22 protein-coding genes are annotated in these 21,160 nt (G+C 58.8%); 17 read left to right on the top strand and 5 right to left on the bottom strand.

The features are described from left to right. Positions 1-47 precede the first annotated feature (47 nt). On the top strand, positions 48-2,471 hold the full coding sequence (locus HF327_RS00725) for a DUF1631 domain-containing protein (protein WP_169106417.1): 2,424 nt from the start codon (positions 48-50) through the stop codon (positions 2,469-2,471). Between the two features lie 101 nt (positions 2,472-2,572). Here the strand turns inward: HF327_RS00725 and dprA are convergent, their stop codons facing one another. Together dprA and HF327_RS00715 are read right to left on the bottom strand one after the other, a co-directional pair. Further along, complete coding sequence (dprA, locus tag HF327_RS00720) at positions 2,573-3,766, bottom strand: DNA-processing protein DprA (protein ID WP_169106416.1); 1,194 nt, start codon at positions 3,764-3,766, stop codon at positions 2,573-2,575. Positions 3,767-3,780: 14 nt separating this feature from the next. Further along, complete coding sequence (locus HF327_RS00715; protein WP_169106415.1) at positions 3,781-4,968, bottom strand: LysM peptidoglycan-binding domain-containing protein; 1,188 nt, start codon at positions 4,966-4,968, stop codon at positions 3,781-3,783. A 204-nt stretch (positions 4,969-5,172) separates the two neighbouring features. On the opposite strand from HF327_RS00715, the gene def reads away from it, so the two are divergent. From def to HF327_RS00675, 8 genes are all read left to right on the top strand, one after another. Then, the gene (gene def / locus HF327_RS00710) at positions 5,173-5,685 is read left to right on the top strand and encodes a peptide deformylase (protein WP_169106414.1); all 513 of its coding nucleotides are present in this window, start codon (positions 5,173-5,175) and stop codon (positions 5,683-5,685) included. Between the two features lie 11 nt (positions 5,686-5,696). After that, a complete protein-coding gene (locus tag HF327_RS00705; RefSeq protein WP_169106413.1) occupies positions 5,697-6,194 on the top strand; it encodes a hypothetical protein in 498 nt (165 codons plus the stop codon). 122 nt (positions 6,195-6,316) lie between these two features. Further along, a complete protein-coding gene (gene fmt, locus HF327_RS00700) occupies positions 6,317-7,282 on the top strand; it encodes a methionyl-tRNA formyltransferase (protein WP_169106412.1) in 966 nt (321 codons plus the stop codon). Beyond that, a complete protein-coding gene (locus HF327_RS00695) occupies positions 7,279-8,049 on the top strand; it encodes an AzlC family ABC transporter permease (protein WP_169106411.1) in 771 nt (256 codons plus the stop codon). The genes fmt and HF327_RS00695 overlap by 4 nt, the downstream gene beginning before the upstream one ends. Beyond that, the gene (locus HF327_RS00690) at positions 8,046-8,378 is read left to right on the top strand and encodes an AzlD domain-containing protein (protein WP_169106410.1); all 333 of its coding nucleotides are present in this window, start codon (positions 8,046-8,048) and stop codon (positions 8,376-8,378) included. Before HF327_RS00695 ends, HF327_RS00690 begins: the two co-directional genes overlap by 4 nt. 219 nt (positions 8,379-8,597) lie before the next feature. Continuing rightward, on the top strand, positions 8,598-9,791 hold the full coding sequence (locus HF327_RS00685; RefSeq protein WP_169106409.1) for a phosphoglycerate kinase: 1,194 nt from the start codon (positions 8,598-8,600) through the stop codon (positions 9,789-9,791). A 306-nt stretch (positions 9,792-10,097) separates the two neighbouring features. After that, positions 10,098-10,577, top strand: a complete 480-nt coding sequence (locus tag HF327_RS00680; protein ID WP_169106408.1) for a Crp/Fnr family transcriptional regulator — start codon at positions 10,098-10,100, stop codon at positions 10,575-10,577. A 143-nt stretch (positions 10,578-10,720) separates the two neighbouring features. Beyond that, a complete protein-coding gene (locus HF327_RS00675; RefSeq protein ID WP_169106407.1) occupies positions 10,721-11,398 on the top strand; it encodes a hypothetical protein in 678 nt (225 codons plus the stop codon). Positions 11,399-11,421: 23 nt separating this feature from the next. On the opposite strand, the gene HF327_RS00670 is transcribed toward HF327_RS00675, so the two are convergent. Continuing rightward, positions 11,422-11,979 (bottom strand): adenine phosphoribosyltransferase, encoded by a 558-nt coding sequence (locus tag HF327_RS00670; RefSeq protein ID WP_169106406.1) that lies wholly within the window; start codon positions 11,977-11,979, stop codon positions 11,422-11,424. 113 nt (positions 11,980-12,092) lie between these two features. Here HF327_RS00670 and HF327_RS00665 point away from each other — a divergent pair, with 113 nt between their 5' ends. The 4 genes from HF327_RS00665 to HF327_RS00650 are packed head-to-tail and all read left to right on the top strand — an operon-like array spanning position 12,093 to position 15,059. After that, positions 12,093-13,094, top strand: coding sequence for a KpsF/GutQ family sugar-phosphate isomerase (locus HF327_RS00665; RefSeq protein WP_169106405.1), 1,002 nt, complete (start codon positions 12,093-12,095; stop codon positions 13,092-13,094). After that, positions 13,094-13,654 (top strand): KdsC family phosphatase, encoded by a 561-nt coding sequence (locus tag HF327_RS00660; protein WP_169106404.1) that lies wholly within the window; start codon positions 13,094-13,096, stop codon positions 13,652-13,654. Before HF327_RS00665 ends, HF327_RS00660 begins: the two co-directional genes overlap by 1 nt. Beyond that, positions 13,651-14,271 (top strand): LPS export ABC transporter periplasmic protein LptC, encoded by a 621-nt coding sequence (gene lptC / locus HF327_RS00655; RefSeq protein ID WP_169106403.1) that lies wholly within the window; start codon positions 13,651-13,653, stop codon positions 14,269-14,271. Before HF327_RS00660 ends, lptC begins: the two co-directional genes overlap by 4 nt. 2 nt (positions 14,272-14,273) lie before the next feature. Continuing rightward, entirely contained in the window at positions 14,274-15,059 is a 786-nt protein-coding gene (locus tag HF327_RS00650; protein WP_169106402.1) for an SDR family oxidoreductase, read from the top strand. A 99-nt stretch (positions 15,060-15,158) separates the two neighbouring features. Here the strand turns inward: HF327_RS00650 and HF327_RS00645 are convergent, their stop codons facing one another. Together HF327_RS00645 and HF327_RS00640 are read right to left on the bottom strand one after the other, a co-directional pair. After that, positions 15,159-15,671 carry an RNA recognition motif domain-containing protein gene (locus HF327_RS00645; RefSeq protein ID WP_169106401.1) on the bottom strand — a complete coding sequence of 171 codons (513 nt, stop codon included), beginning with the start codon at positions 15,669-15,671 and terminating at the stop codon, positions 15,159-15,161. A gap of 231 nt (positions 15,672-15,902) precedes the next feature. Further along, the gene (locus HF327_RS00640; RefSeq protein WP_099739370.1) at positions 15,903-16,271 is read right to left on the bottom strand and encodes an RNA recognition motif domain-containing protein; all 369 of its coding nucleotides are present in this window, start codon (positions 16,269-16,271) and stop codon (positions 15,903-15,905) included. Positions 16,272-16,768: 497 nt separating this feature from the next. Between HF327_RS00640 and HF327_RS00635 the strand changes: the two genes are divergently transcribed. The 4 genes from HF327_RS00635 to HF327_RS00620 all read left to right on the top strand — a co-directional run bounded on the left by HF327_RS00635 (position 16,769) and on the right by HF327_RS00620 (position 21,080). Beyond that, on the top strand, positions 16,769-17,338 hold the full coding sequence (locus HF327_RS00635) for a TMEM165/GDT1 family protein (protein ID WP_099739368.1): 570 nt from the start codon (positions 16,769-16,771) through the stop codon (positions 17,336-17,338). Positions 17,339-17,554: 216 nt separating this feature from the next. Then, positions 17,555-18,721 (top strand): homoserine O-succinyltransferase MetX, encoded by a 1,167-nt coding sequence (gene metX / locus HF327_RS00630; protein ID WP_169106400.1) that lies wholly within the window; start codon positions 17,555-17,557, stop codon positions 18,719-18,721. Further along, positions 18,718-19,302, top strand: a complete 585-nt coding sequence (gene metW / locus HF327_RS00625) for a methionine biosynthesis protein MetW (RefSeq protein WP_099739363.1) — start codon at positions 18,718-18,720, stop codon at positions 19,300-19,302. Before metX ends, metW begins: the two co-directional genes overlap by 4 nt. A 236-nt stretch (positions 19,303-19,538) precedes the next feature. Next, entirely contained in the window at positions 19,539-21,080 is a 1,542-nt protein-coding gene (locus tag HF327_RS00620; protein ID WP_169106399.1) for a methyl-accepting chemotaxis protein, read from the top strand. The last annotated feature ends 80 nt before the right edge of the window (positions 21,081-21,160 follow it).

Below are 21,160 nucleotides of genomic sequence, written 5' to 3'. Positions count from 1 at the left end.
GGGGTGGCGGGGGCGCACAAGTGCCTACGCCGACTTACACTTAGGTAATGACTCTCTCGCAGTCTTCTCACAACGCGCCTGCGGCCCAGCAACAGCTGGGCTGGCAGGCGCGCTTGCGTTGGGTTCATGGCATTTGCCAGGGCCTGCCTAAAGTCGCTCAGCAACTGGATGAGTTTCTCTCTAATCAGAGCAGCTCGGTCGCTGTGCAAAAAGAAATGCAGGAGTGGCGCGAGGCCTGGCAGAACTTTCAGCTCAAGAAAGATGTCTGGGCTCAAGCCAGCGTAAATGCTCTGCAGCAGGCGGCGCGCAAGCCGCCTCTGGGTAGCGGCGAGAGTGTGACTTCGACTTCCGCACCGCTGACATTTGAGCTGCTCAGCGACGATGTCGTTGAAAACAAAATTTTGGCATCCCGCATTACTCTGGCCATGGGGGAGACGCTGCAGCCTGGTTTTGACGCCATGCGCTTGCGCATGCAGGCGCTGGAAGACCATGAGCTGCCTCCTCAGGACATGTTTCGCGCCGAGAGTATCTGTCTGCATCTGGTCGAACAATGGATGGCCTGTGGGCTGGAGCGCAAGCATCTGCTGCAGGTTCTGGAGCCTTTGCAAAACGGCTTGGCTCCGTTGATGGAGTCTGAATACAACATCCTGCACAAGCTGCTGGATGCCAAAGGCGTGAGCAAGGCGACGGATGCGCCTTTGCGGGTGCGACGCACCGAAAGCGGAGTATCCACGGGCGCCATGAATCTGGGGGCTGGTGCTAACAGCGGTGCTAACAGCGGTGCTAATAGTGGCTATGGCAGCACGGCTGAAGCGGGGTGGGCGCATTCGGCGATTCATCAGTACATGCCTGTCGGCATGGGTGCTGGAATGCAGGGTGGTATGGGAGTGCAATTGCCTCCTGGTGCCAGTGCGGGGTTGGGCATGCTGGCCCGTGCGCGCCACCGTGCACTGGATGCCATGAACCAGTTGCGACAGGTTTTGAGTCAGCCTTCTGTGGGGATCTCGGGCCTGATGCCGGGGGGGGCTGCGATGCCGCCCATGCCACCTGCATCGGCGGCATTGGTCCAGGCGCTGCAGGAGCAGCAGCACATGATGTTGACCCAGTTCAACACCCAGTACCCGATGATGGCAGGCACCGCAATGGTCATGCCCGCGATGGATTACAGCCCGGCTGCGATTGGCCAGTTGGTCAATCAGGTACGCGAGCGCTCGGCTGACTGGAAGGAAAAGGCCGGGACCAAGGGCGAAAAAGCCACCATCGAAGTGGTGGCGCTGATGTTCCAGAGCATTATCTCGGAAGACCGCCTGCCGCCCTCGATCCGTGTCTGGTTTGCGCGCCTGCAGGTGCCTGTGCTGCGCGTGGCGCTGGCAGAGCCGCAATTCTTTAGCGACTTGAATCACCCGGCGCGAAAGCTGATTGACCGCATGGGTTCCTGCGTCATGGGCTTTGATGCGAGCAGCATCAGCGGTAATGCGCTGGAGATTGAGATTCGCCGTGTGGTGCAGGTGATCGAACAATACCCGGAAACCGGGCAAAAAGTTTTTGCGCTAGTGCTGCGCGAGTTTGAGGAGTTTCTCACCAAGCATCTGACGAAAAACCAGACCACCTCCAAGATCACCAGCGTGGCGCAGCAAGTTGAGCAAAAGGAGACGCTGGCTGTTCAGTACACCATCGAGTTGCGCAACATGCTCAACGATATGCCGGTGCGCGAAGAGGTACGTGACTTCCTCTTCAAGTCTTGGGCCGATGTGCTGGCCATGGCTACGGTGCGCTATGGTGCTAAAGATGCGCGAGCCATGCGCTTCAAGCAGGCCGCGAGCGAGCTGGTCTGGTCTGCCAGCGCCAAACCATCGCGCCAGGAGCGATCCCGCGTTATTCAGGGCCTGCCGACCTTGCTGCAGACTTTGCGTGAAGGGCTGGAGCTGGTGAACGTGATGGGTGATGAGCAAGCGATTGCTATCAAGGTGTTGACCGATACGCTGGCCCAGGCCTTCATGTCCAAGACCGCCGCGATTCCTGTGGAGCGTATCGACGCGATGGCCAAGCGTCTTTCGGAGCTGGAAAAATACATCAGCGACGATGGCAAGCTGGACGATATGGCTTTGTCCATTGAAAGCATCGAGCTGATGCTGGGCGTGGATACGGCAGGGCTGCATGTCATTTCCAATACCGACACGCCCGTGGAGCCTGCCATGCTGGAGTGGGCCAAGACGCTGGAAAGTGGTCGCTGGTTCACGCTGGATCACAACGGTGCGCGTGTTCAGGTTCAGTATGTCTGGCATAGCCGTCGCAAGCAGCTGCATCTGTTTGCATCGCTGGATGGCCACTGCTATTTGCTGCAGGCGCAGCGTATGGCTACCTATCTACAGGCCGGGCTGCTGACGGTGCATGACGAGGAAGCGTTGACTGTGCGTGCAACACGCGATGCGTTGCAGAAAATACAGGCCAACCCGGAACGGTTGGCTTAACCCTCTGAGGCAATTTGCGCAAAGGGAGGGCAGCAGACTCGGTGCCGTGCGGACCTTCCTCGCAGTCTCTGTTGGGGTGTACCAGCTTTTAGGTTCTGCGATTAACTATGAGCAATGCGCTGAAACAGACCGCCGGGTAGGCGTGCGACCATTCCGTCTAGTTCTAGCTCCATCAACTGTGCTTGCAAGTGGGCGGCATCCCAGCCGGTGCGGGCCATCAGCGTGTCCAGCGGCATGGGGTCATGGCCCAGTGCTTGCAGGAGCTCAGGCTCTTGTTCTGAAACTTTTGTTTTGATAGCTGCTTGCGCTTGAGGGATGGGCGATGCAGGCATGTTTATGCCTTGAAGTTCGTCCAGAATATCTGCGGCTGTTTCCACCAGCTTTGCGCCTTGGCGCAGCAGCGCGTGACAGCCCTTGGCTTGAGGGGCATGAATGGAGCCTGGAATGGCGAATACCTCGCGGCCTTGCTCACTAGCCAACCGGGCCGTAATCAGCGAGCCAGATTGAAGCGCCGCTTCCACCACCAGCGTACCTTGCGACAGGCCGGAGATGATGCGGTTGCGCTGCGGAAAATGTCGGGGCAGTGGCTCGCTGCCCAGTGGATATTCACTGATCACCAGCCCGTGCAGCGCAATCTGTTGTGCAAGGGCGGTATGAGCGCGTGGATAGACTTGATCCAGCCCTGTACCCACCACGGCAATCGTGCTGGGCGCTTTGCTGGTTTTGCTTTGGAGTGCTCCTTCATGCGCCGCAGCATCAATACCGCGGGCCAGGCCTGAAACGATGCACAGCCCTTGCTCAGCCAGCGCTTGCGCCATGTCGCGTGCGTTGATGATGCCCTGCGCAGAAGGGTTACGGCTGCCCACCATGGCCAGAGTGGCAGGGTAGGGAAACCAGGGAGCGCCTGAGTTCAGCAGCGCCTCAGGCCCTTGCACAAATAGCAGCAAAGGTGGGTCTTCTGTCTGCAGCAGGCTGTCCGGGTATTGCGAGTGACCCAGATAAGTCAGTGCATGCTGGGTGCCCGTCGCTGGCGTGGTCAGCCAGCGGGCAAGGGTCTCGCAATGCCGGTTCCAGTCTGGAGGCAACTGCGCCAAGGCTTTGATCTGGGCCTGTGTGCTGCACTCAGCCCAGGCTGGCAGGGGCAATTGCCAGATTTCTTCAGCACCACCGGCCTTGGCCAGCAGTTTGCGAGCTGTGATGCGTCCAATGCCGGGCGTCAGCAGCAGGCGCAGCCATGCCAGCGTTTCTGCATCGGGCGGGACATGGTGCGCATCGTTGTGAAGTGACTGCGCCATGCTTGCTCTCCGGCTTAGTTCTGCGGCGACTGCAGGCCGTCACCGATGTTGACGGGGCGCTGAGCCGTGGTGATGAGGGCGTAGGAGACGCGATCAAAGACCTTGAAGACCATGGCATAGCCGTTTTGCTCGTCAGGCAGCCTCACGGTGTCACGGGTAGCGCTGGTCTTGTCCACGATGACATTGCCCTTGCTGATGAGTTCAAGCACCGTACCAATGTCCATGCCGTTCTGTGCGCCCTTGTTGATGGCGATCACCTGGTTCTGGGCGGCGTTGACACCCACCGAGTCGCTGTAGATGGACACCACGGCCGCCTTGACGGCAGTGCGGGGTGCATGGGGAACGTAGCTCAGGTATTGCTGCTCGGGGGCGGGCAGCAGGCGGTCACCAGCGCGGATCTCGTTCTTGGAGCGGGTGATGTCCACCGTGCCGGGTGTGCTTTGCGCGGGCTGGCCTTCGGGTGTTTCGATCAGCGTCTCGCCACGCACCACGGCCGCATTGCCCAGATACTTGGCTTCATAGCCTAGAATTTCGCCGTTGATAGGGTCCTTGAGCGGTGTTGCCTCGCGGAAGAGGCGGTAACTCAAAGGTTGACCCTTGGCGGTGCTTACCAGTGCGCCGCCGGAGTTGCGGACATAGGCGCGGTCACCTTTGGCCATCAGCACGCGCTTGTCCATGGTGGCAATGATGCGTGGGGCTTGCGACAGCGTCAGGCTGTCCACCACCAGTGGCTCCGCCAGGAAGGGCTCGATCAGGTGTGGGGGCAGCGTAGGCAGGGCCAGGTCGTTGAGCGACGATTCTCGCGCTTGCGGAGACAGGCGTACTACGCCGGAGTCTCCGTTGGGTGCTGTTGAGGACAGGCGGGCATAGCCGTTACTGCGCACCAGATACAGCACCTGACCGGGGAAGATCAGGTGAGGGTTGGAAATGCTGGAAAGGTTCATGCCCCACAGATCGGGCCAGCGCCATGGCTGACGCAGATACATGCCTGAAATACCCCACAGCGTGTCGCCGCGCTTGACGGTGTATTGCGCGGGCGCATTGGGTGCCAATTCTGTCTCGGGGATGCCTTGCTGAGCGACTTGCTGGGCTGTTGAGCGTTGAGTGGCGGTCACTGGGTAGCTTTGAGCGTGGACCGTAGTCAGGGCTGCAAGCAAGCTGGCCCCAATACTCAAGGCGCGTGCAGTGGCAAATGCGGTCATGAAATTCCTTCTTGCGGGATTCGTTTACTGCAGCGTCCCTCGCGTCGCCGCACCGTGGTCGATCTTGGCATAACCGACCCTACAAGTCTTACAAATGTGACGAAATTCTCGACGCAAGGCCTCGATAGATCAATGTTTATTGGGGTTGAGTCCAGCGTTTAGCGTCAAAAGTTGGGACAATAACGACAGATTTATCGAGATACCATGGCCATTCTTCCCATTCTTTGCTACCCCGATCCCCGTCTTCACAAGGTTGCCCAGCCCGTGGCGCAGGTGGATGAGCGCATCCAGACGCTGGTCAAAGACATGCTTGAGACCATGTATGACGCCCATGGCATTGGCCTGGCCGCCACGCAGATCGACGCACATGTACGCGTGGTCGTGATCGATGTGTCTGAAGAGCGCAATGAGCCCATGACGCTGATCAATCCCGAGATTCTCTGGGCCAGCGAAGAAAAGCAGCTGGGTGAAGAAGGTTGCCTGTCCGTGCCTGGTATTTATGACGGCGTGGAGCGGTCCACCTCCGTCAAAGTGCGCGCCCTCGACGAAAACGGTAAAAGCCGCGAGATTGAGGCCGAAGGCATGCTGGCCATCTGCATTCAGCACGAGATGGACCACCTGATGGGCAAGGTCTTTGTTGAATATCTCTCGCCCCTCAAGCGCAACCGCATCAAGACCAAGCTGGTCAAGGCTCAAAAGCAAGCCCTCAAAGACTGATTGGAGCCCTCATGCCCCTGCCCCGTCTCAGAATTCTGTTGACTGCCAGTTTGCTGGCCTTGGGGCTGGCGGGTTGCATGGTGCCTCAGTGGCAAAAGCCCGGCATGCCGCAGGCAGAGGTTGAAAAAGGCATGGGCAAGCCCACGGTGGTTGTGCCTTTGCCGGATGGCGGCCAGCGACTGGTCTACAGCCAGCAACCGGCGGGGCAGCAGGTCTACCATATGGACTTTGACGCCCAGCAGCGCTTGGTGCGCGTTGAGCAGGTTCTGGATACGGCTCACTTTTTCGCATTGCGCAACGGCGTAGATACCCAAGATGCGGTGTACCGCGAGTTTGGCCCACCCGCCAAAGTCGAGAGGGTCTACAGCTTCAAAGGTGACATCTGGACTTACCGTTTCCTGGACAATACCTTTGCTCGGCGTGCCCATGTGCACATAGACCCGCAAGGTGTGGTGCAGAAGGTCATGTTCACCGATGAGAGCATGTACATCAGAGAACCGAGCCGGTAATCACGCCCTCATGCACTGCGCGACTTCCTTTCTCTTTGGAAAATGGATCACGCCATTGCCGTGAGGCAGCTCTTGCCTGGCGTTTTTGATGTGAGCTTCTCGCCGAGATATACGGAAAGCATATGAAAGTCATTTTTGCGGGCACGCCCGAGTTTGCGCGCGTGGCCTTGGAGCGTTTGCTGGCTGCAGGTTTTGAAGTACCACTGATCTTGACCCAGCCCGATCGTCCCGCAGGCCGGGGAATGAAGCTGCAGGCGTCTCCCGTCAAGCAGTGCGCGCTGGAGCACGGCATTGCCGTTGCCCAGCCTATGAGCCTGCGCCTGGATGGCAAGTACCCCGAAGAAGCCGCTGCCGCGAAGGCCGCAATTGTTGCCGCCAGCGCGGATGTGATGGTGGTGGCTGCCTATGGCCTGATCCTGCCGCAATGGGTGCTCGACACGCCGCGTCTGGGCTGCCTGAACATCCACGCTTCCCTGCTGCCGCGCTGGCGCGGTGCTGCTCCTATTCACCGCGCAATTGAAGCGGGCGATGCCGAGACCGGCGTCACCATCATGCAGATGGATGCGGGCCTGGATACCGGTGATATGTGCGTGATCGAGCGCCTGCCCATCGCTGCTGACGACACCACGGCCAGCCTGCACGACAAGCTGGCCGAACTCGGTGGTCGCCTGATTGTGGAAGCGCTGGAGCTGGCCGCCTGCGGTGGCCTCGATCGCATGTCCCAGCCCGTCGAAGGCGTGACTTACGCTCACAAAATTGAAAAGGCCGAGAGCCTGATTGACTGGAGCGAAAGCGCCGAAGTCATCGCTCGCCGCCTGCGCGCCTTCAACCCCTTCCCCGGTGGCGCAACCAGTCTGGGCAGCGAAGCGATCAAGGTCTGGGGTGCTGTGGCCGAAGAGGGTTCAGGCGCTGCTGGCACCGTGCTGTCGGCCGATGCGCAAGGCGTGCGCGTGGCCTGTGGCAGCGGCGTTCTCAATATGCAGCTGCTGCAGCGTGCGGGCGGCAAGCGTCTGGCTGCTGGCGATTTTCTGCATGGCTTTGACCTGCCTGTGGGCGCGGTGCTGGGCGAGGGCTCCGAAAAGGTATGACGGACAGGGCACTCACGCTGAGCCAGCGTGCGAAATCGATCGTCAAAGACCCCTTCTTCTGGCTGGGTGCCAAAGAGATGAGCGGCACGGCGCTGGGCATTGCGGCCTGGGGTCTGGTCACCGGCGTGGCCATGGTCAAAAGCGGCTTGTCTGTGCCCCTGGCGCTGTTGATGGGCTTTACCGCCTATGCAGGCAGCGCCCAACTGGCCGTTCTGCCCCTGATTGCCGTGGGCGCGCCGCTGTGGGTGGTCTGGTTCACGGCAATCTGCGTGAACCTGCGCTTTGTGATTTTGTCGAGCATGTGGCGAAGCTATTTCTCGCACCTGAGCCTGCGCCATCGTTTGACGGCGGCCTACTTCAGCGGCGACGTGATTTTTGTGAACTTCATGCGCCGCTACCCCGATGCCAAACCGCAGCCAGAGCAATTGCCCTACTTCTGGGGCGCCGCAGTGACCAACTGGGTGGCCTGGCAGATTCCATCGACGCTGGGTATTTTTCTGGCCGATCAGATTCCGCTGTCCTGGGGGCTGGGCTTTGCGGGCGTGCTGGCGCTGCTGGGCGTGCTGTTGTCCATGCTCAATGATCGCGCGACCTGGGTGGCCTCTGTTGTGGCCTGCACGGCGGCGGTGGCGGCGTTTGCCTTGCCGCTCAAGCTCAATATTCTGGTGGCGATTGCGGCTGCCGTTGCGGCGGGCCTGATGACTGAGCAGCTGCAAAAGCAGGCCAGCCAACTGCCTGCAGTCAGGGACAAGGAGAGCCAGTCATGATGAGCAGCTTCTGGATCGTCATTGCCTGCATTGGCCTGGCCATCATCACCTTGGTGACGCGCGCCTTCTTCATGATTCCCGAGCAGGAAGTCCCCCTGCCCAACTGGCTCAAGCGCGGCCTCAAGTACGCACCGCTGGCGGCCCTTGCGGCCGTGATTGCGCCCGAGATTGTGATGAGCAACGGCCAGCTCATCAGCAGCTTTGCCGACGCGCGGCTGCCCGCATTGGCTGCTGCAGTGGTGTACTTTTTTTACAAGCGCAGCATTCTGGGGACCATCGCTTTGGGCATGGTGATCTATCTGCCGCTGCACATCGGATGGGGTTGGTAGCCCCATCGCTAGATATACAGGAGCTGAGTGCTCCTGTTTTCTTATGAGTTGCAGGTAAACAGCCTGAAACCCAGTTACCACGAGCGGGTGATGCTCCTTTTTTTGAGTCGAGTAAGCGGGTAAACGCATGCACTTAACAGGTCGAACACCCTAAAATACCGGCAGATTTTTCGTTTTCCAACCTTTTTATGGGCGACTTTCGGGTCGCTTTTTTGCTGCATGAATATCATCCGTTTCTCCGATCTGTGCGCCCAAGGCAAAGTCCAGGGTCAACGTGTTTTCATTCGTGCCGACCTGAACGTTCCCCTGAACGACGCCGGTGAAATCACCGAAGACACCCGCGTGCGTGCCTCGGTGCCGGCGATTGAAATGGCGCTGAAGGCCGGAGCCGCCGTGATGGTGACCAGCCACCTGGGCCGCCCCACCGAAGGTGAATTCAAGCCAGCAGACTCGCTGGCTCCCGTGGCCAAGCGCCTGTCCGAGCTGCTGGGGCGTGATGTGCCTCTGGTCGCCAACTGGGTGGACGGTGTGCAAGTGGCTGCAGGCCAGGTCGTGCTGCTGGAAAACTGCCGCGTGAATGTGGGTGAGAAGAAGAACAAGCCCGAACTGGCCCAGAAGATGGCCAAGCTGTGCGACATCTTCGTGAACGACGCCTTTGGCACCGCACACCGTGCTGAAGGCACGACTTACGGCATCGCCGAGTACGCCCCCATCGCCTGTGCCGGTCCACTGCTGTCCGCCGAGATTGATGCCATTACCAAGGCGCTGGCTGCGCCTGCTCGCCCCCTGGCCGCCATCGTGGCGGGCTCCAAGGTCTCGACCAAGCTGACAATCCTCAAGTCGCTGGCCGACAAGGTCGATCAGCTGATTGTGGGCGGCGGTATTGCCAACACCTTTATGCTGGCTGCTGGCCTGAAGATCGGCAAATCTCTGGCGGAAGCCGATCTGGTGGCTGATGCCAAGGCCGTGATCGACGCCATGGCGGCACGCGGCGCTGACGTGCCCGTGCCTACCGATGTGGTGACTGCCAAGACTTTTGCTGCGGATGCACCCGCCACGGTGAAGAAGGCCACTGAAGTTGAAGACGACGACATGATTCTGGACATCGGCCCAGAAACTGCCGCCAAGCTGGCCGAGCAGTTGAAGAAGGCTGGCACCATCGTCTGGAACGGCCCTGTGGGCGTGTTCGAGTTCGACCAGTTTGCTGGTGGCACCAAGGCCATCGCCACGGCTGTGGCTGAGTCCAGTGCCTTCAGCATTGCGGGCGGTGGCGATACTCTGGCAGCCATTGCCAAGTACAACATCGAAGACAAGGTGGGCTATATCTCCACCGGCGGCGGCGCGTTCCTCGAAGTGCTGGAGGGCAAGACGCTGCCCGCCTTCGAAATTCTGCAAAAGCGTGCGAACGGTTGATTTGCGGCTGAATTTTTAGTGAAAAGCAGCATCCGCCTTTATAGGTAGAGTGCTGATGGCTATCAAAAAAGGATCGACTTATCGATCCTTTTTTGCTGTTGCTCATGCCAATGCAAACACTTTGAGTCAGTTAAAGAAACTCCACCTCATAAGCGATTGGTGGGATTGCCAGAGTCACTTAGCATTCACTCGGCGTTAATGGTGTGCCATGGCACAATGAATTTGTTCTATCCATGAGTGGCCATGTTGCTGATCAAGAGTTGCCTTCTCTGATTACATGCGGCGGTCGCGATCTAACCATTGCCTATGTCTGCTTCAACATCTAAAGACTTGTCGGCGCTGATTCAGGCGATGACAACTTCAGTTGCCACTGATACCGCGCAAAGCATGCTCACGGCTGCTCAGTGGGAGTTGCTGGTACCGTATCTGCAGCCGATCACGCTTGCAGCCAGTGAAGTGTTGTTTGCCGAAGGTGCGCTGGATCGCAACCTTTACATGGTGGAATACGGCTCGTTAAGCGTCCACTACCAGGATGCCAAGGAAAGAATTCGCCTCGCGCTGGTCGGGCCCGGCTCTATCGTGGGCGAAGGCGCATTCTTTGCCCACCGTCCGCGCCGTGCTACGGTTCAGGCCGCAGCACCCAGCCGTCTGTGGTGCCTGACAGCCATGCGTTTTACAGAGCTGGCCAATCGTCAGCCCGTTCTAGGCCTGGCACTGGTCACCATGGCAGGCCAGGTGCTGGCCCGCCGTGCCGGTGATAGCCGACGTCGGGTTGCCAGTACTTGATGGGTCGAAAATTAGCGTTTGCTCTGGATTTTGTGCTTGATCTATGTCGGACACAGGCTAATATTTCAGCAAATTTCGCAAGCTGTCTCTGGCCTGGGGGCAGAATGTGTCTTGTTGTAACCTTAGCTTAAACGAGTGTGCTCATGTCCCTGTTTCGATGGTTTTCTCGCGGGTCTCGCCAAGATGGTGGCACGCAAGCGCCTCGCCACGAGGATGAGTCCGGCGCACGCCAGACGCAGCGCAGAGAGCGCTCTGCAAGGCGAGAGCAGTTGTATGTCATCGTGCGTGAAGCCATGGTGCGGGTCGGCATTCTCTCCGCAGGCTACAAATTCAAGGTGCTTTCGCTCGACAGCAGCGGGCAGCGCTTTGTGGTCATGGTTGATCTGGCTCCGGCCTATGCGGCAGATGCCTCGCAGCAAAGAAGCATTGAAGCGCTGATCGCCGAACTGGCCAGAACCCGCATGGAGGCGGGCGTTCATGCCGTGTACTGGCGGGTTAACGGACAGATTCAGGCCGCACCGGTGCCGAATTTTGCCGTGCCGCTGGGTGCCCCTGTGGCAGCACCCGTACCTGCGCAGAGACAAGTGCCCGTTGCCGCTGCACAACCCGCGTTTGCCGGCCGTGCTTTTGAGCCCATTGATTCGCTGGAAATGGACGCCTTCAAGCAAGCCGTGGCGCAGTCGGGTACGACGCTTGCCGGTATGCACACATCGCGCCGGGCACCCTTGCTGGGCCCGGGTTCCGGGCATGAAGAGGGTGGCGAATTCGCCGTTTCTGGTCTCGGCTCTCTGGGCGTGACGCAATACGGAGAGTTGCGCTAAGTCCCTGGCGCTTGCGTCCAGGCTCAGTGCCCGGCGAAATCGACTAGTGTGAATAAGGGCAAACCACTGTCCTTGAGGTGTTTGGAACCGCCTAGTTCTGGCAGGTCCACAATGGCAGCGCCTTCCACCACGGTAGCCCCCAATTTTTCCAGCAACTTCTTGCCGGCCATCATGGTGCCACCAGTGGCAATCAGGTCGTCAATCAGCAGCACACGCTGGCCGGGTTTGACGGCATCGGTGTGCAACTCCACCGTGGCACTGCCGTATTCCAGCTCATAGGTTTCTTCCACCGTAGTAAAGGGCAGCTTGCCTTTCTTGCGGATGGGGATGAAGCCCACATTCAGCTCGTGCGCAATCACCGCTCCCAGAATGAAGCCTCTGGCATCCAGACCTGCGACGACATCGGGGCGCAGCGCTGGGTCCATATAGCGCTGGACAAAGGCGTCTGTCAGCACGCGGAAGACCTTGGGGTCCTGCAGCAAAGGCGTGATGTCGCGAAATTGCACGCCCGGAGCCGGCCAGTCCGGCACGGTACGGATGTGGTCACGCAGAAAGTCGTTGACGTTGGTAGAAGTTTGCATGGCACGATCTCAGGGGTTCGGAACGGAGCCCAGTGTATGGGCTCAGGCCCAAAATGCAGGTAAAAGGGATGTTGTCCACAGGCTGGTCGGTGCGGGCTGGCTAAAATCCAACTATGAATTCTGATGCTGCTCATTCGCGACTGATCGACGCACCGCGTGCCCTGAACCTGGCCCGTGAGGCTCTGGATATTGAAGCGGATGCCTTGCGCGCCATGTCCGCTCGCCTCAACGGCGCATTCACGGAGGTTGTGCAGCGTGTGCTGCAACTCCCGGGCCGTGTGGTGGTCATGGGTATGGGTAAAAGCGGGCATGTGGGCCGCAAGATCGCCGCGACCTTGGCATCGACAGGTACGCCTTCCTTCTTTGTGCACCCTGCGGAAGCAAGCCATGGCGATCTGGGTATGTTGACGGCCGATGATCTAGTGCTGGCACTGTCGAACAGTGGTGAGACGGATGAGCTGACAGGCGTTTTGCCTGCCATCAAGCGCATGGGCGTGCCACTGGTTGCTGTCACTGGCGGCCTGCAATCCACATTGGCTAAGCACGCCGACTGGGTGTTGGACACCCGTGTCGACAAAGAAGCCTGCCCGTTGAATCTGGCTCCGACTGCCAGCACTACATCGCAACTGGCTATGGGCGACGCACTGGCTGTAGCTCTGCTGGATGCACGAGGCTTTGGCGCCGAAGACTTTGCCCGCTCGCATCCCGGCGGCGCGCTGGGCCGTCGTCTGCTGACTCATGTGCGAGATGTGATGCGACACGGGGCAGATGTGCCTCAGGTTGCACAAGACGTCAGTACCGTAGCGCTGATGCGTGAAATGAGCGCCAAGGGGCTTGGCTGCTCTGCAGTCGTCAATGCTGGGGGCGAGCTGCTTGGCATTTTCACGGACGGTGATTTACGTCGCTGTGTTGAGGCGGGCATCGACCTGCGCACCCAGACTGCGCAAGATGTGATGCATGCCAATCCTTTGACCATCAAGCCTGACCTGCTGGCCGTTGCTGCCGCTCGCATGATGGAAGAGAGCGGTGTAACGGCCGTGCTTGTCACGGATGAGCGCAAACAACTGCAGGGCGTGGTGCATATTCGCGACTTGATGCGTGCCAAGGTGATTTGATGAACCGACCAGCTCTGACCCCCAGCCAGCAATGGGACCCGCAACTGTTGCTTAAGGCGCAAGAGGTTCGTGTCGTCTTCTTTGATGTGGATGGCGTGCTAACCGATGGCGGCTTGTATTTTTCTGGCGAAGGCGAGGTGCTCAAGCGCTTTCATACGCTGGATGGTCATGGCCTGAAAATGCTGCAAAAGGCGGGCATCACGCCTGCTGTGGTGACGGGACGCGACTCCGCACCGCTGCGTTTACGCTTGAAGCAGCTGGGCATCGAACATGCGCGCTTTGGCACTGAGGACAAAGTCCCGGCCGCTGAGGCCATTCTGGCCGAGCTGGGTCTGCAATGGGATCAGGCGGCGGCCATGGGTGACGACTGGCCTGATCTTCCCGTCATGCGACGCAGTCGTTTTGCCTGTGCTCCGGCCAATGCACACGACGAGGCTCTGCATATTGCGGACTGGGTCAGCAGCCGGCGCGGTGGAGATGGCGCGGTGCGGCAGTTTTGCGATCTGTTGCTGGCGGCTAATGGTGCTTACGCAGGTCTGCTAGCGGGGTATGGCTCATGATTGCGAATTGGCGTCGTGTGGGCGATAAGGCATCGATGTACTTGCCGGTGCTCATCATGGGCTTGCTGGCGCTAGGCACCTGGTGGCTGGTGCGCAACGCTCCTAAGCCCATTGCAGTCGGCACTGAGAGGGTGCTGCAGCATGACCCGGACTATTTCTTGAAGGACTTTGTCATCAAGAATTTCGAAGCGTCAGGGCGCCTCAAAAGTCGTTTGAGTGGTACAGCGGGCGAGCACTTTCCGGACACCGATACGCTGGAAATTGACGATGCGCGCATGCTGAGCTTTACGCCGGATGGTCGTAAAACCGTAGGTCGTTCCAATCGTGCCTTGAGCAACGGCGATGGTTCGGAAATTCAAATGTTTGGTCAGGCCGTCATCACGCGCGAGCCCATGGCTGCACGCGCCAGCCAAAAGGCATTGCCTGCCATGCAGCTTGAAAGTGAGTTCCTGCAAATTTGGCCCAATGAAGAACGCGTCAGCACTAACAAGCCTGTGGTCATGACCCGTGGCACCGATAAATTTACGGGTGACAGTATGCAGTACCACCACCTTGATCAGATCTTGCAGATGCAGGGCCGTGTCAAGGGGGTGATTGAGCCTGGCAAGGCCAAGTAACAATGACAAAGCCGGGGCTGGTCTACATCACGGGTGCCTCCAGCGGCATTGGTCAGGCACTGGCTCAGCATTACTATCAGCGCGGCTGGTCATTGGCCTTGGTGGCCAGGCGCACTCAGGTCATTGAGCAATGGGCGCAATCCGTAGGCATGGATGAACAGCGCTATGCAGTTTATGAGGCGGATGTATCGCTAATCGACAGCGCTTGTCATGCGGGGCAGGCATGTCTGGAGCGGCAAGGCCTGCCCGACATCGTGATTGCCAATGCAGGGATCAGCTGGGGCGTGGACACCTCACTGCGCGAAGACCTTGATGTCATGCAGCAGGTGCTCGCTTGCAACACCATGGGATTAGCAGCCAGCTTTCAGCCATTTATTACACCCATGGTCGTGCGAGGTTCTGGGCGCTTGGTGGGGATATGCAGCGTGGCAGGTATTCGTGGCTTACCCGGGCATGCAGCATATTCAGCGAGTAAGGCAGCGGCTATTTCCTACTGCGAAAGTTTGCGTGTAGAACTGCAGAAAACAGGGGTGTCCGTAACCAGTTTGTTGCCTGGTTATATCGATACTCCTTTGACGCAAAATAATCCCTATCCCATGCATTTTTTACTCACTTCACCAGAGTTTGCGAGGCGTGCCTGTCGCGTGATTGAGCGCAAGGCGCGATATGTTGTGATCCCCTGGCAGATGGGTATTGCAGGGCGGGTGATGCGGATGCTTCCTGCATGGATCTGGGACAAGGTGACGCAGGGAAAAACGAGAAAACCCCGTTATCTGAAAAAGGATTGAGATTAATGCATTAGCGATATTTGACTATACATTTCAAATATCAAGAGCATTAAAAAGGCACTTAACTGTGCCTTTTTTATTCGCGATGAGATACGAAATTTATTCGCCGCGGTTATCACCACCGCCATAGCCGCCGCGACCACCATGACGTGGGCCTGAGCCGTAAGGGCTGCGGAATCCGCCATCGCTGCGGCCACCGTAACCACCGCCACCTTCGCCACCACCACCACGGTTGTAGCCACCTTCACTACGACCTCCTCCATAGCCACCGCCACCACCGTAGCCACCTTCACGGTTGCCACCGCCAAAGCCGCCTTCATTGCGGAAGCCGCCGCCAAAGCCGCCGGTACGAGGAGGGCGGGGCTCCATGGGGCGTGCTTCGTTGACCACGAGGCTGCGACCGCCCAGTGGCTGACCATTCATGCCCTGAATGGCTGCTTGTGCCTCGGCATCATTTCCCATTTCGACAAAGCCAAAGCCTTTGGAGCGGCCGGTGTCGCGTTCCATCATGACGCGTGCGCTGGTGACTGAGCCAAATTGACCGAATGCCTGCTCCAGATCATTGTCGCGCACACCATATGGAAGGTTGCCGACATAAAGCTTATTGCCCATTAATAACTCCTAGCTCCTCAATGCCTTTAATTTGCGATCGACTTCAGGACGTCGGCTGCAAGAAAACACGCACAAAATCCTAAATACCTATACGCTTGCGACTGGGAAAACCCAGTGTGTCGAATTATGGGGGAGGTTAATGGGAAAAATAAATGCTCGAAAACCGCTTTAATAACGTTTAGCAACAAAAAAAGGATCCGAAGATCCTTTTTTATTATGGGCGATAACTAATTAATAGCTATTGCGACGGCCGTAACCGCCGCCATCGCCACGGCCACCGCCGAAGCCGCCACCGCCTTCACGGCCGCCACCGAAGCCGCCGCCGAAGCCGCCGGAACGGGGAGGACGTGGCTCCATGGGACGTGCTTCGTTCACAACGAGGTCACGGCCACCGTGGTTTTGACCGTGCAGGCCTTGGATAGCAGCTTGTGCTTCAGCATCGCTGCTCATTTCGACAAAGCCGAAACCCTTGGAACGGCCGGTGTCGCGCTCCATCATGACCTTGGCGCTGTTCACAGCACCGAATTCGCTGAAGGCTTGCTCCAGGTCTTGGTCGCGGAAAGAATAAGGCAGATTGCCGACGTAAAGCTTGTTGCCCATGATGGACTCCTGAAAAAACTTGAAAACGCGATGGAGCCCTAGGGAGTCAACCAGCGATGACAACGGTAGAGACGCTAACGCACTCGCCCCCATCTAGAAACATGATCTCTAAACAAAGACTTGAGCATTATGAGTCATCAGCGATACCGCCGTATTCTGAAAGCTTGAAATTTCGTGTTGGTAACAACATTGCAGGGGCGGGAATTACCCTAAAAGACACAAATTTGAATATCTATATGCGATGTTGCCTTACAAAACTAAACAGCTAGAATGACGCCTTACTGTCTTTGGGGAGTAGGCCGTTCGGCAACCACATGCCGGATGTATGCGTCAACAGACTTGGATCTTCGCGATCTATGGCGCATGCGGCACCATGAGCAATTCAGGGTGTGATTGGCCGAGACCATTGATTACGTACCGAGCAAACCTATGGACAAATAGGCCGGAGTCGGTGCGTGGTCAATGCGTTATCAGCCTACTCCGGCCGTTCCCACATCATGGAAGCTTTTCTCGTATCTACCTCTATCGTCGCTTTGGCCGAGATGGGGGATAAGACCCAACTCCTGTCATTGGTTCTGGCGGCCAAGTTCCGCAAGCCCTTGCCGATTGTTGCGGGCATTTTTGTGGCGACAGTCGTCAATCATGCGCTGGCAGGCGCGGTCGGCAACTGGATCACCACGGTGCTTGGCCCCGATATGCTGCGCTGGATTCTGGGTGTTTCCTTCATCCTGATGGCGGGCTGGATGCTGATCCCCGACAAGCTCGACGATGACGACACTGGCAATGACGCGGGCCGCTGGGGCGTGTTTGGCACTACGCTGCTGCTGTTCTTTATCGCCGAGATGGGGGACAAAACGCAGCTGGCCACAGTAGGTCTGGCTGCCAAATACCCGCTGTCTTATTACTGGGTGGTGCTTGGCACCACGCTGGGCATGATGCTGGCGAATGCGCCAGTGGTGTGGTTTGGCGACAAGATTACCAAGAAGCTGCCCATCAAGACCATTCACCGGGTATGTGCCGTGATCTTCCTGGTGCTGGGTGTTGCGGCACTCCTGACCAAAGTGTGAGGCTGCTAAAAGTATAGCTGCCTGCGTATGACTCTCAAAGGCTGGGCTGTTGTCACAGTGCAGCTTGTGAGTTCGCCGTAGTGGATGCAGTACACTGCCCTTTCACGCGCCGATTTGCCAAAGCTTGCGGGCGCTTTATAAATCCAGCTAAAGACCCGTCCGCGAAGTGAAAGTACACCGACCCGGCCTCGTTTTTAGCGATGCCGGGTTTTTCGTATGTCCTTCATCGCCACACCGCAATCCATGCACTTTGACGAGGCGCTGCCCTTGCAAAGTGGTGGCTCCATTGCCCATTACGACCTCGCTTTCGAGACCTATGGCCAGCTCAATGCCGACAAGAGCAACGCCATCGTGGTCTGTCATGCGCTCAATGCCTCCCACCATGTCGCAGGCAGCTACGAAGGCCAGCCCAAGAGCGAGGGCTGGTGGGACAACATGATCGGCCCGGGCAAGGCGGTTGATACCAATCAATTCTTTGTCATTGGCATCAACAACCTGGGTTCCTGCTTTGGCTCCACGGGTCCGATGCACATCAATCCGGTCACGGACAAGCCTTACGGAGCGGACTTCCCTGTGGTCACGGTGGAAGACTGGGTGGATGCGCAGGCGCGTCTGCTTGACCGTCTGGGCATTCACAAGCTGGCCGCTGTGCTGGGCGGCAGTCTGGGCGGCATGCAGGCGCTTTCATGGTCGCTGCGCTACCCCGAGCGGATGGGCCATGCCGTGGTGGTGGCCAGTGCGCCCAACCTGAATGCCGAGAACATTGCCTTCAACGAAGTGGCGCGCCGCGCCATCGTGACGGACCCAGACTTCAACGGCGGCCACTTCTACGAGCATGGCGTGGTGCCCGCACGCGGCCTGCGCATTGCGCGAATGATTGGCCACATTACCTATCTGAGCGATGACGTGATGAACCAGAAGTTCGGTCGTCAGCTGCGTGATGGCCTTCAGCTGAAGTACAGCACGCAGGATGTGGAATTTCAGATCGAGAGCTATCTGCGCTATCAGGGCGAGAAGTTCAGCGGCTACTTTGATGCCAACACCTATCTGCTCATCACCCGCGCTCTCGACTACTTCGATCCGGCTCGCAATCACGGCGGCAATTTGACGCAGGCGCTGGCCGTGGCCGAGGCCAAGTTCTTGCTGGTGAGCTTTACGACGGACTGGCGTTTTGCCCCGGCGCGCAGTCGCGAGATCGTCAAATCGCTGCTGGAGAACAACCGCGATGTGAGCTACGCCGAGATCGATGCACCCCATGGACATGATGCGTTTTTGCTTGATGACCCTCGCTACATGAGCGTGATGCGCTCCTATTTTGAGGGCATCGCCCAGGAACTGAAAACCGCCAACCGCGCAGGAAAACTCCAAGGAGAGGCCGCATGACCGAGCTGACCACCATGAAAGCCATTGCCGAGCTGGTTCCCAAGGGCGCACGCGTGCTGGACTTAGGCTGCGGCGACGGTGCCCTGCTGGAGCATCTGGTGCGCGAGCGTGGCTGTACAGGCTACGGCGTGGAGCTGGACGATGCCAATGTGCTGGCCTGCACCCGCCGTGGCGTGAACGTGCTGCAGCTCAATCTGGAAGACGGCCTGGCCATCTTTGGCGACAACAGCTTTGATGTGGTGCTGCAGATCGACACGCTGCAGCACCTGCGCAATGCCGAGACCATGCTGCGTGAGACCGCCCGGATCGGCAAGCAAGGCGTGGTGGCCTTTCCCAACTTTGCGCACTGGCAAAACCGCCTGTCGGTGCTGCGCGGGCGCATGCCGGTCACGCGTCGCTTGCCTTATCAGTGGTACGACACGCCCAATATCCGCGTGGGCACGTACAAAGACTTTGAGGTGTTGGCCACCAAGAACCGCCTGCGCATTCGTGACTCTTTTGGCCTGCAGAACGGGCAAGTCGTGCGCAGTCTGCCCAACCTGCTGGCGACGACGGCGGTGTTCCATATTGAGCATGGCTGATGGTTGCTCTTTAAACAATAGCTGTCTGCGTATGGTGAATGGGGAACTTGGAGTAAAAACCCAATAAAACGCATGTTTGAAAAGCGCTAGCAGCTACGCCATTTAAAGATGACGGTTGTTCTCATGCACGCTTGGTGCGCACATTGAAAAAAATTGTAAGTGGCTGACTCATAATCAATCATTCCCTTTTTTGATATGAATCAACGCACGGACCGCTCTGGTCTGCGCGCATTGCCATGCGTTTTAGTTCCCGTCTGATTTTTTGCTCGGCTGCTCCTGCAGCCTTGTTTGTTTTTGCCCTGCTCAGCAGTCAATGGGGGCTCACGCGCACTCAGTCTGACTTCAATGATTACCTGAAGAACAACCAGGCCGTGGTGGCGCAACTGCAGGAGCTGTATGCGCAAGGCCTGCAGTCCGGCCAAGCGCTGCGCAATATCGTGATGGACCCGTCGGACAAGCAGGCCGTGCAGAACCTGGGCAACGCCCGTCAGGCCTATGACGCTGCCTATGACGACCTGCGTCAACGTGTGCAAGGTACGGTCATGGAAGCGACCGTCAAGGACATGCAGGCCTTGCGCCAGGCGCAATCCGAAGCGCAGGACAAGATCGTGACTCTGGCCGCCGAGGACTACGACACCGCCGCCGCAGCGCTGAAGGCGGAGGAAACACCCGCCTGGCGCAAGCTGCGCGAAGCCGTGTTGCAGGAACTCAAGGCGGCCCGTGATGCAGCCGAAACCTCGCACCAGGAAACCCGTAGCCGTGCCCAGCGCATGCAGCTGTGGTCCGGCCTGCTGGCCTTGCTGGCCGTGGTTATCTCGGCCGCGCTGTTGTGGGTGATGGTGCGCACCTTGCGCAGCGAACTGGGCGGTGATCCGGCGGATGCCCGCCAAGCACTGCGCCGTGTGGCGGATGGAGACCTCCGCAACACCGGTCACAACATGGCGGCCCACGGCCTGATGGCCGACCTGCAAACCATGCGCGCTTCGCTGCGCGAGTTGGTGCAGCGTGTGCAGGGTGCATCGGTACAGATGCACCATGCTTCCAGCGAGATTGCACAGGGCAATGCCGACTTGTCGGCCCGCACCGAAAGCCAGGCCAGTGCGCTGGAAGAAACAGCGGCCAGCATGGAGCAGCTCAACGCCACCGTGCGCCAGAACGCGGACAGCGCCCAGACGGCCAATCAGCTGGCGCAAAACGCATCGCAGGTGGCTCAGCAAGGCGGCGCCGTGGTGGCCCGTGTGGTGGAAACCATGCAGGACATCAACGCCAGCAGCGCGCGCATTGCCGACATCATTGGCGTGATTGATGCCATCGCCTTTCAGACCAATATTCTGGCGCTCAACGCTGCGGTGGAAGCCGCGCGTGCCGGTGAGCAAGGCCGTGGCTTTGCCGTGGTGGCGACCGAGGTACGGGCACTGGCCAAGCGCAGTGCGGATGCGGCCAAGGAGATCAAGCAGCTCATCACCGCCAGCGTGGAACGCGTGGAAGGCGGTAGTGCGCTGGCCGATCAGGCCGGCAGCACCATGGGCGAGATTGTTCACGCCATTCGCCGCGTCACCGACATCATGGGTGAGATCAGCGCCGCGAGTCACGAGCAAAGCGCGGGCGTGGCCCAGGTCGGCGAAGCCGTGATGCAAATGGATCAGGCCACCCAGCAAAACGCTGCGCTGGTGGAAGAAAGCGCCGCAGCTGCCGAAGGTCTGCGTCAACAGGCCGAGGGCTTGCTGCAAGCGGTGTCGCGCTTTCAGCTGGAGCGGGGCGCTGCGGCGCTGCGTTAACCCTGCAAGCCATGCCAATGCCTGCGGTGCAACCACCGGCATTGGCGCACAATCTGGGGCATGGCGCGGGCCTGTCATGG

Source organism: Comamonas suwonensis, assembly GCF_012844455.2.
GTDB lineage: Bacteria > Pseudomonadota > Gammaproteobacteria > Burkholderiales > Burkholderiaceae_C > Comamonas > Comamonas suwonensis.
This window is presented reverse-complemented; position numbering and strand designations above follow the sequence as displayed.

What these genes read in the sequence shown, in the direction of transcription:
- HF327_RS00725 (WP_169106417.1), top strand. Translation starts at nt 48, where the DNA reads ATGACTCTCTCGCAGTCTTCTCACAACGCGCCTGCGGCCCAGCAACAG.
- dprA (WP_169106416.1), bottom strand. Translation starts at nt 3,766, where the DNA reads ATGGCGCAGTCACTTCACAACGATGCGCACCATGTCCCGCCCGATGCA.
- HF327_RS00715 (WP_169106415.1), bottom strand. Translation starts at nt 4,968, where the DNA reads ATGACCGCATTTGCCACTGCACGCGCCTTGAGTATTGGGGCCAGCTTG.
- def (WP_169106414.1), top strand. Translation starts at nt 5,173, where the DNA reads ATGGCCATTCTTCCCATTCTTTGCTACCCCGATCCCCGTCTTCACAAG.
- HF327_RS00705 (WP_169106413.1), top strand. Translation starts at nt 5,697, where the DNA reads ATGCCCCTGCCCCGTCTCAGAATTCTGTTGACTGCCAGTTTGCTGGCC.
- fmt (WP_169106412.1), top strand. Translation starts at nt 6,317, where the DNA reads ATGAAAGTCATTTTTGCGGGCACGCCCGAGTTTGCGCGCGTGGCCTTG.
- HF327_RS00695 (WP_169106411.1), top strand. Translation starts at nt 7,279, where the DNA reads ATGACGGACAGGGCACTCACGCTGAGCCAGCGTGCGAAATCGATCGTC.
- HF327_RS00690 (WP_169106410.1), top strand. Translation starts at nt 8,046, where the DNA reads ATGATGAGCAGCTTCTGGATCGTCATTGCCTGCATTGGCCTGGCCATC.
- HF327_RS00685 (WP_169106409.1), top strand. Translation starts at nt 8,598, where the DNA reads ATGAATATCATCCGTTTCTCCGATCTGTGCGCCCAAGGCAAAGTCCAG.
- HF327_RS00680 (WP_169106408.1), top strand. Translation starts at nt 10,098, where the DNA reads ATGTCTGCTTCAACATCTAAAGACTTGTCGGCGCTGATTCAGGCGATG.
- HF327_RS00675 (WP_169106407.1), top strand. Translation starts at nt 10,721, where the DNA reads ATGTCCCTGTTTCGATGGTTTTCTCGCGGGTCTCGCCAAGATGGTGGC.
- HF327_RS00670 (WP_169106406.1), bottom strand. Translation starts at nt 11,979, where the DNA reads ATGCAAACTTCTACCAACGTCAACGACTTTCTGCGTGACCACATCCGT.
- HF327_RS00665 (WP_169106405.1), top strand. Translation starts at nt 12,093, where the DNA reads ATGAATTCTGATGCTGCTCATTCGCGACTGATCGACGCACCGCGTGCC.
- HF327_RS00660 (WP_169106404.1), top strand. Translation starts at nt 13,094, where the DNA reads ATGAACCGACCAGCTCTGACCCCCAGCCAGCAATGGGACCCGCAACTG.
- lptC (WP_169106403.1), top strand. Translation starts at nt 13,651, where the DNA reads ATGATTGCGAATTGGCGTCGTGTGGGCGATAAGGCATCGATGTACTTG.
- HF327_RS00650 (WP_169106402.1), top strand. Translation starts at nt 14,274, where the DNA reads ATGACAAAGCCGGGGCTGGTCTACATCACGGGTGCCTCCAGCGGCATT.
- HF327_RS00645 (WP_169106401.1), bottom strand. Translation starts at nt 15,671, where the DNA reads ATGGGCAATAAGCTTTATGTCGGCAACCTTCCATATGGTGTGCGCGAC.
- HF327_RS00640 (WP_099739370.1), bottom strand. Translation starts at nt 16,271, where the DNA reads ATGGGCAACAAGCTTTACGTCGGCAATCTGCCTTATTCTTTCCGCGAC.
- HF327_RS00635 (WP_099739368.1), top strand. Translation starts at nt 16,769, where the DNA reads ATGGAAGCTTTTCTCGTATCTACCTCTATCGTCGCTTTGGCCGAGATG.
- metX (WP_169106400.1), top strand. Translation starts at nt 17,555, where the DNA reads ATGTCCTTCATCGCCACACCGCAATCCATGCACTTTGACGAGGCGCTG.
- metW (WP_099739363.1), top strand. Translation starts at nt 18,718, where the DNA reads ATGACCGAGCTGACCACCATGAAAGCCATTGCCGAGCTGGTTCCCAAG.
- HF327_RS00620 (WP_169106399.1), top strand. Translation starts at nt 19,539, where the DNA reads ATGCGTTTTAGTTCCCGTCTGATTTTTTGCTCGGCTGCTCCTGCAGCC.